Source organism: Vibrio sp. 16 (genome assembly GCF_963681195.1).
GTDB lineage: Bacteria > Pseudomonadota > Gammaproteobacteria > Enterobacterales > Vibrionaceae > Vibrio > Vibrio sinaloensis_D.
This window is the reverse complement of the sequence record NZ_OY808997.1, coordinates 2,617,795-2,634,589: the sequence shown is the minus strand read 5'-3', so window position 1 is coordinate 2,634,589 and position 16,795 is coordinate 2,617,795. Positions and strand designations below refer to the sequence as shown.

Annotated in this window: 20 protein-coding genes; 7 read left to right on the top strand and 13 right to left on the bottom strand. The window is 47.0% G+C overall.

Annotation, left to right across the window (positions count from 1 at the left end; translation table 11 throughout):
* Nucleotides 1–27: 27 nt before the first annotated feature.
* Nucleotides 28–417, bottom strand: coding sequence for a diacylglycerol kinase (locus U9J37_RS12100; protein ID WP_005471021.1), 390 nt, complete (start codon nt 415–417; stop codon nt 28–30).
* Between the two features lie 93 nt (nt 418–510).
* On the opposite strand from U9J37_RS12100, the gene U9J37_RS12095 reads away from it, so the two are divergent.
* Both U9J37_RS12095 and U9J37_RS12090 read left to right on the top strand, forming a co-directional pair.
* Nucleotides 511–1,554 carry a glycosyltransferase family 9 protein gene (locus tag U9J37_RS12095; RefSeq protein WP_005470957.1) on the top strand — a complete coding sequence of 348 codons (1,044 nt, stop codon included), beginning with the start codon at nt 511–513 and terminating at the stop codon, nt 1,552–1,554.
* Between the two features lie 13 nt (nt 1,555–1,567).
* Entirely contained in the window at nt 1,568–2,350 is a 783-nt protein-coding gene (locus U9J37_RS12090) for a glycosyltransferase family 2 protein (protein ID WP_005470936.1), read from the top strand.
* 1 nt (nt 2,351) lies between these two features.
* Here U9J37_RS12090 and U9J37_RS12085 read toward each other — a convergent pair whose 3' ends face one another.
* Nucleotides 2,352–3,377 (bottom strand): glycosyltransferase family 4 protein, encoded by a 1,026-nt coding sequence (locus U9J37_RS12085; protein ID WP_005471108.1) that lies wholly within the window; start codon nt 3,375–3,377, stop codon nt 2,352–2,354.
* A 46-nt stretch (nt 3,378–3,423) separates the two neighbouring features.
* Here U9J37_RS12085 and coaD point away from each other — a divergent pair, with 46 nt between their 5' ends.
* A complete protein-coding gene (coaD, locus tag U9J37_RS12080) occupies nt 3,424–3,897 on the top strand; it encodes a pantetheine-phosphate adenylyltransferase (RefSeq protein ID WP_005471044.1) in 474 nt (157 codons plus the stop codon).
* Nucleotides 3,898–3,936: 39 nt separating this feature from the next.
* Here coaD and U9J37_RS12075 read toward each other — a convergent pair whose 3' ends face one another.
* The 11 genes from U9J37_RS12075 to radC all read right to left on the bottom strand — a co-directional run bounded on the left by U9J37_RS12075 (nt 3,937) and on the right by radC (nt 13,129).
* Nucleotides 3,937–4,692 carry an acyltransferase gene (locus tag U9J37_RS12075; RefSeq protein WP_322413824.1) on the bottom strand — a complete coding sequence of 252 codons (756 nt, stop codon included), beginning with the start codon at nt 4,690–4,692 and terminating at the stop codon, nt 3,937–3,939.
* Nucleotides 4,682–5,233, bottom strand: a complete 552-nt coding sequence (locus U9J37_RS12070; protein ID WP_232280808.1) for a YrbL family protein — start codon at nt 5,231–5,233, stop codon at nt 4,682–4,684. The genes U9J37_RS12075 and U9J37_RS12070 overlap by 11 nt, the downstream gene beginning before the upstream one ends.
* Complete coding sequence (locus U9J37_RS12065; protein ID WP_005470952.1) at nt 5,234–7,213, bottom strand: LTA synthase family protein; 1,980 nt, start codon at nt 7,211–7,213, stop codon at nt 5,234–5,236.
* Nucleotides 7,214–7,255: 42 nt separating this feature from the next.
* Nucleotides 7,256–7,645 (bottom strand): GtrA family protein, encoded by a 390-nt coding sequence (locus U9J37_RS12060; RefSeq protein ID WP_038192365.1) that lies wholly within the window; start codon nt 7,643–7,645, stop codon nt 7,256–7,258.
* Entirely contained in the window at nt 7,632–9,059 is a 1,428-nt protein-coding gene (locus U9J37_RS12055; RefSeq protein ID WP_416200457.1) for an ArnT family glycosyltransferase, read from the bottom strand. Before U9J37_RS12055 ends, U9J37_RS12060 begins: the two co-directional genes overlap by 14 nt.
* A gap of 8 nt (nt 9,060–9,067) precedes the next feature.
* On the bottom strand, nt 9,068–10,099 hold the full coding sequence (locus U9J37_RS12050) for a glycosyltransferase family 2 protein (RefSeq protein WP_038140872.1): 1,032 nt from the start codon (nt 10,097–10,099) through the stop codon (nt 9,068–9,070).
* Nucleotides 10,100–10,274: 175 nt separating this feature from the next.
* Nucleotides 10,275–11,084, bottom strand: coding sequence for a bifunctional DNA-formamidopyrimidine glycosylase/DNA-(apurinic or apyrimidinic site) lyase (gene mutM / locus U9J37_RS12045; protein WP_322413823.1), 810 nt, complete (start codon nt 11,082–11,084; stop codon nt 10,275–10,277).
* Nucleotides 11,085–11,107: 23 nt separating this feature from the next.
* Nucleotides 11,108–11,590 (bottom strand): hypothetical protein, encoded by a 483-nt coding sequence (locus tag U9J37_RS12040; protein ID WP_322413822.1) that lies wholly within the window; start codon nt 11,588–11,590, stop codon nt 11,108–11,110.
* A 172-nt stretch (nt 11,591–11,762) separates the two neighbouring features.
* The gene (gene rpmG, locus U9J37_RS12035) at nt 11,763–11,933 is read right to left on the bottom strand and encodes a 50S ribosomal protein L33 (RefSeq protein ID WP_004410866.1); all 171 of its coding nucleotides are present in this window, start codon (nt 11,931–11,933) and stop codon (nt 11,763–11,765) included.
* Between the two features lie 13 nt (nt 11,934–11,946).
* A complete protein-coding gene (gene rpmB, locus U9J37_RS12030; protein WP_004743834.1) occupies nt 11,947–12,183 on the bottom strand; it encodes a 50S ribosomal protein L28 in 237 nt (78 codons plus the stop codon).
* Between the two features lie 277 nt (nt 12,184–12,460).
* Complete coding sequence (gene radC / locus U9J37_RS12025; RefSeq protein ID WP_322413821.1) at nt 12,461–13,129, bottom strand: RadC family protein; 669 nt, start codon at nt 13,127–13,129, stop codon at nt 12,461–12,463.
* 225 nt (nt 13,130–13,354) lie between these two features.
* On the opposite strand from radC, the gene coaBC reads away from it, so the two are divergent.
* The 4 genes from coaBC to lpxL all read left to right on the top strand — a co-directional run bounded on the left by coaBC (nt 13,355) and on the right by lpxL (nt 16,782).
* Complete coding sequence (coaBC, locus tag U9J37_RS12020) at nt 13,355–14,554, top strand: bifunctional phosphopantothenoylcysteine decarboxylase/phosphopantothenate--cysteine ligase CoaBC (protein ID WP_322413820.1); 1,200 nt, start codon at nt 13,355–13,357, stop codon at nt 14,552–14,554.
* 99 nt (nt 14,555–14,653) lie between these two features.
* Nucleotides 14,654–15,244: a nucleoid occlusion factor SlmA gene (gene slmA, locus U9J37_RS12015; protein ID WP_005472598.1), complete on the top strand. Its 591-nt coding sequence runs from the start codon at nt 14,654–14,656 to the stop codon at nt 15,242–15,244.
* 10 nt (nt 15,245–15,254) lie between these two features.
* Nucleotides 15,255–15,860, top strand: coding sequence for a YrbL family protein (locus tag U9J37_RS12010; protein ID WP_083794664.1), 606 nt, complete (start codon nt 15,255–15,257; stop codon nt 15,858–15,860).
* Nucleotides 15,844–16,782, top strand: a complete 939-nt coding sequence (gene lpxL / locus U9J37_RS12005) for an LpxL/LpxP family Kdo(2)-lipid IV(A) lauroyl/palmitoleoyl acyltransferase (RefSeq protein ID WP_005472560.1) — start codon at nt 15,844–15,846, stop codon at nt 16,780–16,782. Before U9J37_RS12010 ends, lpxL begins: the two co-directional genes overlap by 17 nt.
* The last annotated feature ends 13 nt before the right edge of the window (nt 16,783–16,795 follow it).

The following is a 16,795-nucleotide window of genomic DNA, read 5'->3' as shown; positions in this document are numbered from 1 at the left end:
CTTAGCTGGCCGAAGATTGTAACTAACCTAGGCCCAAAAGTGATGGTAAAGGATGTAACCCCATGTAAAGGCTGCTAGCGTGAGGGCGACAAGCACCGCTGCCGAGCCAATATCTTTCGCTCGACCGCTCAATTCATGACGCTCTGTGCCAACACGATCCACCACCGCTTCAATCGCCGAGTTGATTAGCTCAACCACCAACACTAATACGACCGTCGCTAGCATCAAGACCGTCTCGACGACAGGCAATGATAACCACAGCAAAGCCAATATGGCGACCACCAGCAGACCCATTTCTTGTCGCACCGCCGCTTCATGGCGAAACGCGGCTTTTAGACCTTGGATCGAGTACCCAGTCGCATTGAGAATACGCGTAATTCCCGTTGCGCCTGGCTTGCCACTCTGTTCCGGATTCATAGCTAACCTTTTGGATAAGATAATTGCGGCTATTTTACATTTCTTGAGCTTATCTGCATAATTCTAGCCAACTTAAATCTTCGAGCCCTTACCATGCCTTTGTTTAACACGGCCCCTAAGTCAGTCTGCTTTCTGCGATTATCTGCCATTGGCGATACCTGCCACGCCGTTGCCGCTATTCAAGCCTTGCAAAAGCATTGGCCTGACACACAAGTTACATGGGTGATAGGGAAAATCGAGGCACAGCTACTCGACGGTTTAGACAACGTCGAACTGGTTGTATTTGATAAAAAAGCCGGACTAAAAGGCATGCAAGCAATATGGCGGCAGCTTAAAGGTCGTGAGTTTGATGCGCTTATCCATATGCAGCTGGCCCTTAGAGCCAGTCTGTTAACCCTCGGAATTAAAGCTAAGTACAAAGTTGGCTTTAACTTTAAACGCGCAAAAGAAGCACAATGGCTTTTCACCAACCAGAAGATTTCCGACACCTCGTCTGCCCATGTTCTGGATAGCTTTTTTGCTTTTACCGAGTTTCTTGGCGTCCCAAATACAAAGCCCCATTGGCAGTTACCCATCGCAGAGAGCGATATTAACTTTGCTAAGCAGACACTGGAAGGCAAGCCAACCGTCGTAATCAGCCCTGCTGCGAGTAAAGATGAGCGCAATTGGCTCACCTCTCGATACGCCGAGCTAGCCGATTGGATTATTGACCAAGGGTACCAAGTAGCACTCTGCGGTTCTCCCTCTGAGCGCGAAATCAAACTTGGCCAGGCGATCTCTGGGCAAATGAACCACACGCCTCTCAACCTCATCGGTCAAACAAGTTTAAAGCAACTGACTGCCGTTTTGGCACAAGCCCAAGTCGTTATCGCGCCCGATTCTGGGCCAGCCCATATCGCGACGACACAAGGCACGCCAGTGATTGGTCTTTACGGGCACAGCAATCCAAAGCGAACTGGCCCCTATAATGACTTAGACTCCGTCGTTAGCGTGTACGAACATTACATTCAAGAACAACAAGGCAAACCCGCGGATCAACTTGCTTGGAGCACGCGCGTGAAAGGCGATCATGTGATGCAGTCAATCACGTTAGACATGGTACAATCGAAGCTCAAGCCACTTTTAAATCAACACTAATAAAGGCAAACCTATGATTACTGGCGTTGTTATTACTCTCAACGAGTCGAAAAATATTGTTGAGTGCATTCAGTCTCTACAGCAAGTCTGCTCGGAGGTGGTGGTAGTCGATTCGAACAGTGTTGATGACACCCGAGAACTCGCAGAGCAAGCTGGCGCAAAGGTCGTCATACAAAGCTATTTGGGCGATGGTTTTCAAAAGAATGTCGGCCTAGACCATACCGACAACCACTGGATTTTGAGCCTCGACGCTGATGAGCGATTAACCGATGAAATGGTTGCAGCGATCAAGAATCTAGATCTTTCCTCGACAAAGCATGATGCCTTCGCCTTCCGTCGTCGCAACTACATCGGAAGCCGTTGGATAAAACAGTGTGGTTGGTATCCGGATTTCTGCATTCGTCTTTACGACAAAACGCAGACTCGCTTTGCTGAAGTGAAACAGCACGCCGCTGTACAAGCCAAAAACCCAGAACGAATCAGCGCCGACATTATTCACTTTTCATTCGAGAATCTTGGTCAACTGTTCGCGAAGCCTGGACGCGACTTCAGCGGTCGCGCGGCTAAAATCATGTATCAAAAGGGCAAACGCGTAAATGCTTTGAGTCCGTTTCTGCATGGTCTGAACGCCTTCATTAAATCTTACATTATCAAGAAAGGTTTTATGGGCGGTGCGGACGGTCTCACTGTCTCAATTAGTGCCTCACTGAGCAGCTACTTGAAATATGCGCGCCTGCTCGAGTTCCAACGTGACCCTAAAGTCTTAGAGAAAGAAGACTTCAACAAAGTGTGGTAATTCACCACACTTTGTCATAACAAGCAATATAGCGCTCAGCCATAGTCTCGGGGCTATATTGCTGTTTTTTCTTTTGGATGTTTTGCTGAATCTGCTGATACAAGTCTTTACTCGCAACCAAATCCAATAAGTGATGTTTTGCTTGGTCAACACTATCAGTATCGACTAAATAACCCGTCACTCCATGCTCGACGATCTCCGGCAGCCCTCCAGCTTTGGAAGTAATAACCGGCGTATCATGTTGATAAGCTTCCAACACAGCAGAGCCAAGTCCCTCACTTTTTGACGGCATGATCAATACATCCGTGCGCGTTAGCACCGAACCGACATAAGGCGTAAAGCCAAAGAAGGTGACATTTGACAACGCTTTCGCTTGCTCTCTTAACGCCGCCTCTTCTTTTCCTTGACCCACAATCAAAAAGTGAATGCCCGGATGAGTCTCTGCAAGCTGCTTGGCCAATTCGATGGTAAAAGGGATGTTTTTAATGTCGAGCAAGCTTCCCAGTTGCGTAACGACAAATCGATCTTTCAGTGCTCTAAGCTTCACTTCAACGTCAGCGTTACTAGGGAGATGAGAGTAGCAGTCGTGGATAACAGTAAGATTTGAATTGTATTGCTCGATGTTGTTCGCGACTTTCTGGCTGACCGCGATAAGGTGTGCTGCTTTTCGATATGTTTTTTGAGAGGCATTACCTTTCAGCGCCTTATCTACTCTACGAGAAATGACATAGGGCTTGCTGACCAACCAACCTATAAGCCTTGCTAGATGCGCACCACGCCCATCATGAGCATGAATCACCACATTTTTAGACATCAAAGCGCAATACACAGCACGCCAAAAGCCAACGATACTAACGTCATTTGAGTCAGCAAAGCGCTCTCTTGCCTTGGCTACAAATGGTTTATCTTGTTTACCCAAGATCAGCTGACGGTATCCAGACAAGTTTGCTATCAGGTTGAGAGTTTGGACTTCCCCTCCGCCAAAACCGGACGCTAAGTTTATGTGTATAAGGGTTTTATCTGTCATATAATAACCAGCTGAATCTCTCTATTACGCCGAACTATACAATAAAATGAACACGAACGTTATCTATCCAGGGACCTTTGACCCTATAACTAACGGGCACGTCGACATCATTAAGCGCGCTTCGAAAATGTTTCACACGGTTACCGTTGCTGTTGCAGAAAGCCCACGCAAGAATACTCTTTTCACACTCAGTGAACGTATCGACATGGTGCAAGAAGTGTTCAAAGGCCATTCAAACATCGTCGTCAAAGGATTCTCTGGCTTGCTGGTTGATTTCGCCAAAGCGGAGAATGCCAACATTCTTATCCGTGGTTTACGTACCACAATCGACTTTGAGTATGAGCTTGGGCTATCAACAATGTACCAAAAGCTAATGCCAGAGATAGAGAGCCTCTTTTTGCCGCCGAACGAAAAGTACGCATTTTTGTCTTCGACCATTGTTCGTGAGGTTGCCCTTCACGGTGGAGATGTAGCGGATTTCGTGCATCCGTATGTCGCCAAGCAACTACAAAACAAGTAATAAATACAACAAAGGCTGTCTGATGACAGCCTTTGTTGTTTAGTCCATTGCGTAAAATGCTTTTGCTTTGGAGAGCTCTTTTTCTGAGTGATTTCGCGCCCAATAGATCCCCCCTTCTTTCACCACTTTCGCGGGAATGCCAACGGCGATCGCATCGCTCGGGACACTCTTAGTGAGAGTACTAAAGGCGCCAATGATCGAGCCTTTGCCGATTGTCACACCTTTGATAATTTTTACATCTCTGCACAACCAAACATGCGGGCCCACGTAAACCCCGGAAATACGGTGATTCAACACATTACCTTGTTCGTCAAAAATTGGGTGACCATCGTACTCTTGAATCAAGATATTGGCTGATAACATCGCGTCATCCCCTAAAACCAGTTGGCCATAAGACTTAATGTTCGCTCCCGCTCGAATGCCGACATGTTCCCCAACCGCAAATAGCGCATTGTCACGAAGTAACGAAAACTTACTTTTCTTGATCACCGCATCGTCGCCAATGTAAAGCGTACTATTGCTTCCCTTAATGAGAATATTTACATTGCCATTAAAGTTATTGCCAATGACGACACGATTTCCTTTCGCTCGCTTGTCAAACTTGATCACGATACGGGAGCGATGCTTGGTTTTACCAATTGAAACTTGGTTCCCTTTCGCTCCTTTAACGAACAACACTTGGTTGCGAAACAAACCGCTGACCATTTTAATCAGCAAAGCAAACTGACTCATACCATGCTGAAAAGAGTCAGGAAATTTAGCGATGTACTGCTGAATCTGGTTGTTATCGAGCATCAATAAAGCTCCTTTTAAATTTCTCAAGCCGACGCTTGGTTTGAATATAGGTGATGACGCTTGTGACTCTATAGAGATTCTTCAAAAAGTCATTGGTGAAACCATAACCATCGATCATAACAATGCGCTCACCATCATCGTTTTTCTGTAGCACGAGATTTTGCAAACGCAGATCCGTCACCGAAAGATGATTAGCTAAAATAGACTCCGCAAAATCATCAAACAGCTCAGCAAGCTTTGACTTATCATTCAACTTTCCGAGTGCCATCGACAAGCTACCGTCACCATCTCGGATTAAAGGAAAAATAAGCCCCTTGCCTTCTGAGGTCTCCACCCACTCAATTGGCAACGCATAAGGCGCTAAGTCAGGGCGCTTTAGGCTTTGGGCATAGTCAAACTCACGCTCGCTTTCATCACGAGAGCGCTTCACTCGATAGCGCACCTTAATACACAAGTTGGGGTCATTCGGATGTTGGTAGCAGATTCTCTCAGAACCTTTGCCAATCACTATCGCGTCCGTTAAATCAATCAAACTCGTCACCTAGTTCGCTCCAGCAACCTGCGAACGCAAGTAATAGTTTTGTAGCTTATGGTATTCTTGTGCCCAATCAGATTCTGGATTGTCAGTAGGCGTCGTTTGCGTCATGACCCCTTCATCCCAAGCATAAAGTTTTGTCGGGTTGCCATTTTCATACGCTCCCCACTGATTGATACTGCGCACTTTGTTGTAGCCACGATTACTCACCCCATCGACAGACAGCATATTCTCACCACCCAAGCTAATGTAGCTCTGATCGGACAAGCTAAATTGGTACAAGGTAGGGAAAATGTCTCGATGCGAGCCAATCCTTTCTGGCTGATAGCGGTACTGACTATGCGACAAAATAGGATCGGGAACATACAAATAGAATGGCACGGCATAGCTCACCGCAAATTCATCCAAATTTTTGGTCGATATTGAACGAACACGGTGATCGCCCGAAGCAGCAATCAAGGTTTTCTGTCCCAAATCAGAGTCTTTCACTTCCTGTATAAAGTTCCCCAACGCATCATTTGCATATTGGTAGGCTTCAAGCATCTCCGTCTCTTGCCCTGCGATACTGCCAATCACATCTTTGAGACGCTCACTTGCATGGGTTACCTTCGGCTGATAGTCGCTTGGTGGGCGATATGGCGAGTGATTGGTCACCGTCATGATGTAAATCAGGGTCGGCTTCTTCGCCTCGTCCAATAGCTTACGAGCAAACTTGAACGTGAACTCATCCGCGACGCCCCAAGTATCTGCATGTTCCTTAGCCTCTGGAAACGACGCTTTAATACTGTTCTCATCATAAACGGTATCAAAGCCCTGCAGCGGCAGATAGTTCGCTAAGTTACGCCACATGCTGTTGCCACCGTAGATAAAAACGACCTCATAACCGGCTCGTTTATAAGGCAATACTGCCGAGCTAGGCAGAGACACTTTCTGCGCGCCAGAGTGGCTGATGGTCGGTACATCACTGTGGAACAACATCATAACAATACTGTCGATGGTCGCTGTCGTACCTGCCATAAAGCGCTCAAAGACAAAGTCTTCATCAAAGGCTTTGCGAAGGCTGCCCAGCAAATCGTTTCGCGTCGGGTCATCTTCAATCAGAACATTCGTTCCTAACCCTTCCATCAATGCCATCACTACATGAGGAGGATTGTCGGCCAAGTAGTCATTCTTGTTGGTTCGGTATTCTGGTGTCGGTTGGCCGAGCATTTTCATCATCTGCTCGGTCAGCACTTGCTCAGACACTGGGTCAAACTTCGCCTGCTTTTTGTAGTCTCCGTTAGCCCAGCTCAGTGCCATAAATGGGTTAGGAGTAATGATATTCAGCGGTTTGTACTGAGATACATTAGCGTGATAACGCTTGAGAGGCAGACTGCCGATAGAGCCGCGAGCCACTATGACATACACCACAATCGTGAGTAACACCGAGACTGTCGTCAACACCCAATGACGCTTTGGCCAATGCCAAGAATATGAACGCTCAATCAGTTTATTGGTAAAAATAAAGCCTAATGCCGCAACCAACACAGAGACCAAGAAAGAGCGTAGAATGGGGTAATCTTGCCATGCATTGTCGAGCACCGCCTTGGTGTCGTCATCAAACAGACCAAAGACAAAAACATCGATATAGCTACCGTAGGTGACGTAGTAATAATAGTTACCGATCGAAAAGCCGCACAGCAGAAAGAAAATAACCCCTGCGTACCAAGGTGTCGCTTTGTTCCACCAAGCAAAGAAGCGTGTTTTTGCCAGAATCAAACCCGCCAGTAAAACGGGGGCAAAACCGATAAAGACAATTTTTGCGTCAAAGCGGGCGCCAACCCAAAACGCTCGCACAATATCCGCACTGAGACCACTTAACTTTTCAGGCTCAACAGCTAAAGAAAAGAACACTCCTCGGGACAGAGAGAGAAAGATAATCGCGGAAAAGTTGACCCAAAGTACAATTCGGGTGAGAGCTCGGTAGTTATGCTGAAAAGAAACCATAATGTCCCAATGAGTGTTGGAGCCAGCAGTAAGCTGGCTCAATTAAGATTTGGCTTTAAATACCCACTTATCGCTGAGCAAATAGTTGCTGACCATTCCCACCAAAATACCCAGCACTAAAGCAACGTAAGCCCATATCCCTTCGCTACCGAGAAACTCTAACGACAGTTTAAAGGTCACGAAGTTTGGAATCGCAGATATACACGCCGAGGTCATAAACTTCAGCCACTGTTTACGTTTGGAACCATGCTGCGAAGTTGCTGAGAAAGTGAGGTAACGGTTGCCGAGCCAAGTCGAGGTCGCGGCGCAGAAAAAAGCGATAACACGCGACGTCATTAACGGCCAGTCAAAAACGTGGAGGCAAAGGGTGAAAATGGAGGTATCGACTACAAAGCCGATACCTCCAACAAATGCAAACTTAAGAAGCTTCATGAGTCACTGTTGAGCAGCGGTACATAGAGCGTCTAGAGTTTTCTGGCTCAAGCAGCAGCTTACATTCCAGTTTGTCACTGTTTAAGAAGCCTTCCATGTGTCGCTCACGACCAATAAGGTAGAACTCATCCGCTTTAATCTCAGCAGGAGTCGTCACCTTAATCGCCTGACCTAAGCTGTAATACTGACCAGAGAACGGACGGCTACGAGCGTAGTAAGTCTCTAACTGCTCAGTTTGAGACTCAAAGAACACACGATCGCTCTTGTTGTTTTCCATCCCTGTGTTTAACAGGATAAGTGCAATAAACAGCACGATAGGCAGAATCAGAGACACCACACTGAACCACTTCCAATCTTTTTCCATCACCATGATCGCAGCAAGAAGCCCCAATGCAGGGATACCAGGAAGCACGTATGCAGGAAGAATGTTACCTGACATTGTAAACATCAGCAGTGGCGAGATTAGCCAAAAAATCGCGAACGAAAACAGCCCTTTGTTCGATTGATTGGTCTCTTTAATGCGAGCACGACGGAACCACGCCAGAATCGGCAGCGCGATTGACCAAGGCGCCGCACTTTGCAGCCAGAATAACCAGATCATGCCTCGTGGCTCATCATGGGCGCTACCGTACAGGTCACCCTCCCAACCACTGACAACAAAGCGCTTAAAGTGCTCACCCACAATGAAATAATCAATGAAGCCTGGTGTTGCACGTTCAGCCAAAATGTACCAAGGCATCGCAATCGCGAGCATCAATAACACGCCCTTGACGATAGGGAAACGCTGCCAAAGCTGAACAAATGCGCCGATTAGCCCATGTTGTAGAACCAACCAAGGGAATACTGCTAAGCCCATGATCACAATCACGACAGGGCCTTTAGCCAACAAGCCAACCGCAAGACCAGCAAAGGCAAAATATGCCCAACGATCTTTAATGCCACCTTTCTCTTTTTCTAACCAGCAATAGTAAAAACCGACCATTGCCATCGTCATACCAAGCGTTAATGCCATGTCAGTCATGACCGCGCCAGCAGCAATTGAGAAAATACCACACGTCGCAAGTACAATAGACGCAACTAGCCAGTTAAAGCCTTCACGCTTAGCCATGTAACCGATTAAAGCGATAACAAAAACAGCGGCAAGCCAGTGTGGCGCGCGCAAAGAGAATTCACTTAAACCGAATAGCTCAACGCCAGTCGCACTCATCCAAGTGAACAGTGGCGGTTTGCCCCAGAAAGGGACACCATAATCAAACTGAGGCGTCAGCCAGTTACCTGTTTCCACCATAAGTCGCGCCATTTCGCCATAACGCGCTTCGGTTGTATCCATTAATGGATAAAGCCCCAAAGAAATCAGACGTAAAAGTAACGCGACAGCCAATAAGCCCCATAGGTGCTTGGCGGTGATCTTAATATTCACTGTTATTTTTCCTCAGGTTGATCTTTCTGCAGTGATGCTTGCGCTTTTTTCTCAATGTTCGATTGAACGATGTAAAGTGGTCGGCGTTTGGTTTCAATGAAAATTCGCCCAATGTACTCACCCATTAGACCAATACAAAGTAATTGAATACCGCCTAAACCAAGCTGAACAACCATCATTGATGGGTAACCGACAACGGGTTCGCCCAAGAAAATGGTTTTACAAATAATGATAAAGCCGTATAAGAAGGCCACGACCGCCATCAATGCGCCAAGCAGCGTTGCAAGGCGCAATGGGCGAATAGAGAAAGATGAAATCCCGTCAATCGCCAAACCAATCAGCTTAAGGTAATTCCACTTGGTTTCCCCCACCAGGCGAGGGTCTCGCTCAAATTGCAAGGTTATCGTATTGAAACCAGGCCATGAAAACAGCCCTTTCATATAGCGATTACGCTCTGGCAGCTGGTTAATGTGTTCAACAACACGGCGGCTTAGCAAACGGAAATCACCGACGTTCTCAGGGACATCCATCTGCGATACTGAATTCATGACGCGATAGAACCATGCCGCCGATTTTTGCTTAAACCAAGTCTCGCCATGACGCTCTTTACGCTGCATGTTCACAACGTCATAGCCTTCGCGCCATTTCTCAAGCATTTCTGGCAACAATTCTGGTGGATCTTGCAAATCCGCGTCCAAGATAGTGACAACTTGACCACGGCTATACTCTAGACCCGCACTCATGGCGGCTTCTTTACCAAAGTTGCGACTCAGATTCAGGCTGATTATGTTGCTGTTCTCGCTTTCAAAACCAGCCACAATGCTCTGACTCTTGTCACTACTGCCATCATCAATGTAGATGACCTCACACAATCCATCGATGCTATCCAATACGGGCATTAGCCTTTCATGAAAAGCCGGTAATACTTCCTCTTCATTAAAATAAGGAACAAGGACAGAGAGTAAGACATCAGATTGACTCTCTGTTGATGGTCCACAATGTGGGCAAGTTACCGCAGATGAAAGCTCTGTCATGGAGGGTACCTTATGTACGAATTTCACTATAGATGAGTTGTGTCAGGGACTGCACACAACTCACCACAAAAAGGGGCTATATTCTACACTATTCGCCCAAGCCTAGGATAGGCGAAAGTAAATGAACCTTGTCTGAATGGCGTGAAAAACGTTACGAAAAGCAACGTATTCAATGCTATTTTTTTTGGCACGTATTGCAAAAGAAGGTGTTTCGTTGACCAATTTTAAGTTCTTCGATTGGACCACCACAAACCGGGCAAGGTTCCCCTTTCTTACCGTATACTTGCAGTTCTTGGGCGAAGTAACCGGGCTTACCATCCGCTTGAGCAAAATCCTTAAGTGTGGTCCCACCCTGCTTAATGGCAGTATCTAGAACCTGTTTTATCTCCACCACAAGCAAAGCCCACTGCGTATTCGTTAACTTTCCAGCAGGCTTAGTGGGGTGGACTCTGGCACTAAATAGTGATTCATTGGCATAGATGTTACCCACGCCAACCACCACTTTATTGTCCATAATGAACTGTTTTACCGACACTTTCTTATTGACCGCCTTTGACGCAATGTAGTCTGCGTTAAACTCATCGGTTAACGGCTCAGGCCCTGCATTTTCAAGAACAGTGTGATGACCATCTTCCGTCCAAAGCCATGCACCAAAACGTCTTGGATCGTTATAACGCAGTACCTTTCCATTGGTGAGTTTCAGATCCACATGATCATGTTTACCCGGCGTGATCTCTGCATCCAACACTCGCAGTGAGCCAGACATGCCCAAGTGAACGATCGCTGATCCTACGTTCGTTTCAATAAGAAGGTATTTCGCTCGACGGGTAATGCTGCGGATCTGCTGACCTTCCAGCTGTTTCAACTCTTGAGGGATGTCCCAACGAAGCTTAGGTGTGCGAAAAGTCAGCTTTGCTATTGTCTCTCCAACAAGATGTGGGGATATCCCCATTCGGCTCACTTCGACTTCTGGTAATTCAGGCATTGTAGTTCCTAGTGGGTTCTCTTTTACTCAGGCATAAGGTAACGAGTATCAACGGAAATGGCTATCCACTTATCTTGCCAGCTTTTGAGCAGCCAAAACTGTGGTGTCTGATAATACGTGATCCTTTGTGGTTCTTCCTGATCGACATACCACACTTCAATGGATTGAGGTTGACTCAACTGAGGCTTCAAACTGTCGAAGTTATCTTGGCTAATTTCTGTGCCAATCAACCCTTGCCAACGCTGCGCTAGCTCCTGCGGGGGGATAGCACTAACTACAGAGCTTCTCCATTCACCTTGGCTTTTCTCTAGTGACCAATTGGAAAAGTGTAAAGCTTGCAAGTCTGCTGAAGGGTTAAGTAAATAAGGGTGTGAACTTACGGCCACTGGCTCATCGATAAGGTAGGTTTTAATCAACGTAGGTAAGTTGAGCAAACCAATAAATGCAATGATGCCCAGAATAAGAATATTGTTCCAGCGTCTGCGCCGTGAAGGGGAAACTCGCATTTTATTTTTGCTCTCTGCTGTTAATTGACTCAAAAATAGCAGAAAAGAGGGGATCAGGCGAGGTGCCGGCTTTCCTTACCATCAGCAAACAGCAGATAATAAAAAACCCAACCACATTGCTATGGTTGGGTTTCTATTCACGCTTCCCGAGGGAAGTTCAAAAAAGCATCAATTACTTGATTTTCGCTTCTTTGTACATAACGTGCTGGCGAACTACTGGATCAAACTTTTTGATCTCAAATTTGCCTGGCATGTTACGCTTGTTCTTATCAGTCGTGTAGAAGTGACCAGTACCTGCAGAAGATACTAGACGGATTTTCTCACGTACGCCTTTCTTTGCCATTGTCTATTTCCTCTTAAACGTTTACGCCGTTTGCTCGGATATCAACAAGAACAGCATCGATGCCTTTCTTGTCGATGATACGCATACCTTTAGCAGATAGACGTAGTTTAACAAAACGTTTTTCGCTCTCTACCCAGAAACGATGAGTTTGTAGGTTCGGCAGAAAACGACGCTTAGTAGCATTGCGTGCGTGTGAACGGTTGTTACCCGTTACTGGACGCTTACCAGTTACTTGGCATACTCGTGACATGAATGTCTTCTCCAAAATCGTTTCAGCTCGATATCAACCTTGGTGGCCGAACCTCTCTAGTTCTCTAAGAAGAATGTCGAGGTCTTATACCGCTATGGAAACCCATACAAGGCTATCAAAGGTCGCGCATTATACTAACTTGAGTAGCATTGCTCAAGACCCGAACAGATCCTTTTTACAGGTTTTCGTGATCTTTTTTAGGCAGAGCTGATTTATGTGCTAAAAAATGTCGGGCGATTGTAGCAGAATTCAGCGAACTCACAACTAAAAATGTGATTTAAATCCAACCACGTTCTGCGAAGGAAACAATCTCCCCATCACCAACGACAAAATGGTCCAAGATTCGAACGTCCACCAGCGCCAAAGCGTCACTGACTCGGCGGGTAATACGTCGGTCGCTCAGGCTAGGCTCCGCAACGCCTGACGGGTGATTATGGGCAAGAATCAAAGCTGCGGCATTATGCTCCAATGCGCGTTTGACCACCTCTCTTGGATAAACTGAGGCCGCGTCGATTGTCCCTTGAAATAGCGACTCTCCAACAATAACGCGATGCTGATTGTCTAAATAGAGAACATAAAACTCTTCCCTTTGCTTATCTCTAAGCAGCCCTGATAAGTAAAGTTTGGTTTGCTCTGGGCTGGTTAATGCATCGCCTCTCTGCAAAGTTTCAGATAGATAGCGCTGCGTTAACTCTAGCACCGCCTGTAACTGAACGTACTTCGCCGTACCCAATCCCTTGTGTTGGCAAAACTCCTCTTTGCTTGCGCCAAACAACTTACGTAGCGAGCCAAAATCTTTGAGCAAAAAGTCCGATAGCTCAATAACATTCATTCCTTTGGTGCCTGTTCGCAGAAAAATGGCGAGTAACTCCGCATCGGTCAAAGCGTGGGGGCCATGAGAAATCAACTTCTCTCGCGGCATAGATTCAGAAGGTAGGGATCGCATAACTGGCTCGGCAATAACAAAACAGAGCTACAGAGTTTCGTAAAACCATCCACAGATCCTGATCAATAATCGTCAATGCGAGGCAATATAAACTCCCCACCTTCGGTCACTACTCACTAAGTCGTAGTATTGGTGACCAGTACCACATTGTGCGCCAATCACTCACTAGGCACATAAACATGAGGCGTGTTATCTTATCGCGCAGCAAAATTTACGGAGATCCTCATGCAAACATTAGCGGGAAAAAAGATCCTACTGGGCATCAGCGGCGGAATCGCGGCGTATAAATGTGCAGAGCTCACTCGTCGTCTTATCGAGCGCGGAGCCGAAGTACAAGTCGTTATGACCAAGGCAGCCAAAGAGTTTATTACTCCGCTGACCATGCAGGCGGTCTCTGGGCGCCCCGTCTCAGACAGCTTACTCGACCCTGCGGCTGAAGCATCGATGGGTCACATTGAGCTCGCCAAATGGGCTGACTTAGTCTTGCTGGCACCTGCAACGGCGGATCTCATCGCTCGTATGTCTGCTGGCATGGGCAACGACTTGCTGACAACCTTAGTACTTGCGACCGACGCACCTGTCGCGGTATCGCCTGCGATGAATCAACAAATGTACTTAAATGCGGCAACTCAAGAAAACATCGCCACCTTACAGCGTCGTGGGATGGCGATTTGGGGTCCAGCCGCCGGTGAGCAAGCGTGTGGCGACGTTGGCCCTGGACGCATGCTAGAGCCAATGCAGTTGGTGGAGCATTGCGAACAGTTTTTCTCTGACAAACCTTTAGAGGGAAAGTCCGTGGTGATAACCGCAGGTCCAACCCGCGAAGCGATTGACCCTGTTCGTTACATCTCTAACCACAGCTCAGGCAAAATGGGCTTTGCTCTTGCAGAGGCCGCTCAGCATCTGGGGGCTCAGGTGACCCTTATCGCGGGGCCCGTCTCTCTACCGACACCTTCAGGCGTACAGCGTATCAATGTCGACAGCGCGCTAAGCATGCACTCAGCAGCCTTAGAACAAGCAACCCAACACGACGTGTTCATCGGTTGCGCGGCAGTGGCAGACTATCGACCAGAGGCGGTTGCTGATCAAAAAATCAAAAAAACCGACGACAGTGACACGATGACTGTCACTATGGTGAAAAACCCCGACATTATTGCGTCTGTCGCGGCCCTCGAGAAATCTCGTCCCTTCACCGTTGGCTTCGCCGCTGAAACTCAAGATGTCGCCCACTACGCGCGCACCAAACTTGAAAAGAAGAAGCTGGATATGATTTGTGCTAACGATGTCTCGGTTGAAGGCCAAGGCTTTAATAGCAACGACAACGCGATCACCGTATACTGGAAAGATGGTGAGCAATCACTTACCCTTGCCAGTAAACAGTTGATTGCACGTCAAATCATGGCGACCATCGCTGGCAAGCTATAAAGCAATAATACAAAGCAATAAACAATGGTTGTTGGACTTCAGGCTCGTTTAGGCGGGCCTTGAGTCGTTATTCAGAATGGGTAAAAAAGGAAAGTATTCATGGCAGGCACAAGAAAAACCAACCGCCGAGAAGAAATTTTACAGGCGCTCGCTGAGATGCTGGAATCCAATGAAGGCGCGTCGCGTATCACGACCGCAAAGCTTGCCAAGCAAGTAGGCGTGTCAGAAGCCGCTCTTTATCGCCACTTTCCTAGTAAAGCGCGCATGTTTGAAGGCCTGATTGAGTTTATCGAAGAGTCTTTAATGTCACGCATTAACCGCATTCTCGATGAAGAAAAAGACACACTAACGCGCATTCGCCTTGTTCTGCAGTTAATTCTGGCTTTCTCTGAGCGTAATCCAGGCCTGAGCCGAATTCTCTCTGGTCATGCGTTGATGTTTGAAAATGAACGTCTTCGTGAGCGCATCAACCAACTGTATGAACGCATCGAGACGTCATTGCGCCAAATTTTACGTGAACGTAAGTTGCGTGAAGGAAAATCCTTCCCTGTCGATGAGAAAATCTTAGCCGCCCAGCTTTTAGGTCAAGTAGAAGGTAGCCTAAATCGCTTTGTTCGCTCAGACTTTAAATATCAGCCTACTGCAAATTTTGATGAGTACTGGGCACTCCTAAGCGCGCAGATTCAATAAGAGGAACTTCATGTCTTCTGTTCTAGACTTATCTCAGACCAAAAGGATTGGCACTGGGAATGAAAGGATATGCTTTGAGCACCCGGATAATCCAAGTTTGTGCATCAAGGTTTATCACCCGATGGAAGAGATCATGAAGCATACGAAAGTTGTACGACAACAAAATGAAATGGAGTCGTACTACTTTGGTCAACTCGAAAAGCGTGGTGTCCCTTTTCATTTCATACCTAAATGTTATGGCTGGGTAGAAACAAACTTAGGCCCTGGTTTGGTCTTCGATCGTGTTGTTAACGATGACGGAACATCAGGAAGACCATTAAAAGAGATGCTCGCGGATGAATCAGTTTCTCAACAAGAAGCTCTGCAAATACTCACCCGCATAGAGCACTACCTACTTGAGCACTCGATCAGCATTTGTGATGTCAGCCCCGGCCATATCCTCATGAAAAAGCAAGGGACAGAGCTCATACCTCAAGTCATCGATGGTGTAGGCAGCCGATATAATGATTGGAAACTGTACCTACTCACTCATGTCCACTTCTTTGCGCGCCGTAAGACGAAAGCGCTTTGGCAAAAACTCATTTCAATGATGCTAAACCATGAACACACTAAATAACGAACTGACCTTTACTCAGAAAGTACACCCAAAGAATTGGGGAATCTGGCTTGGCTTTGGACTACTGGGCTTAGTTGTGACCGTCCTGCCTTATGCAGTGCTACTTAAGCTTGGGCGAGGCATCGGGTCATTGACCGCAGTCGCACTTAAAAGCCGCGCTCACATTGTCCGTCGCAATTTAGAACTCGCCTTCCCTGATATGGGTACCGCTGAGCGAGAAAAAATTGTTAAAGAGAATCTCAAAAATACTGGCTTAGCTCTAATTGAAACAGGCATAGCTTGGTTTTGGCCAGAGTGGCGCTTTAAACGCTTAATCCAATTTAAGAATATTGAACAGATTGTTGAACTCGACAAACAAAAGAAGGGCGTGCTAGTTGTCTGCACCCATGCGCTCAACTTAGAGATTACCGCTCGTGCATTTGCCACCTTCGCTCCGGGTTATGGCGTATATCGCCCGCATGACAATCCGGTGTACGACTTCATCCAAACTTGGGGACGTACTCGTTTTGGCAACCAAATGGTCGATCGCAAAGACGTTAAAGGTATGCTCAAGATTCTGCGCCGCGGCGGCCGACTATGGTACCTACCAGATCATGACTATGGGCGCAAAAATGCTGTTTTCGTGCCATTTTTTGCTGTTGAGGACGCATGTACTACAGCCGGAACTGGCGTTCTGATTGATGCGAGTAAATGTGCGGTGGTTACCGCATCAAGCTTCCGAAAAGGCTCGACCTACACCTTGCAAGTGGATGACGAATTTAGCGCAGACTTCCCTCGTAAAGATGCAGAAGGCGCAGCAAGGGTGATGAACCGAGCGATCGAAAAGGTGATCCTGCGCGGACTCGATCAGTGGATGTGGGTGCATAAGCGCTACAAAACAATGGTCGACAGAGCCATGGGCAAAGGTTCACGCTATAAATAACATCAAAAAAGGC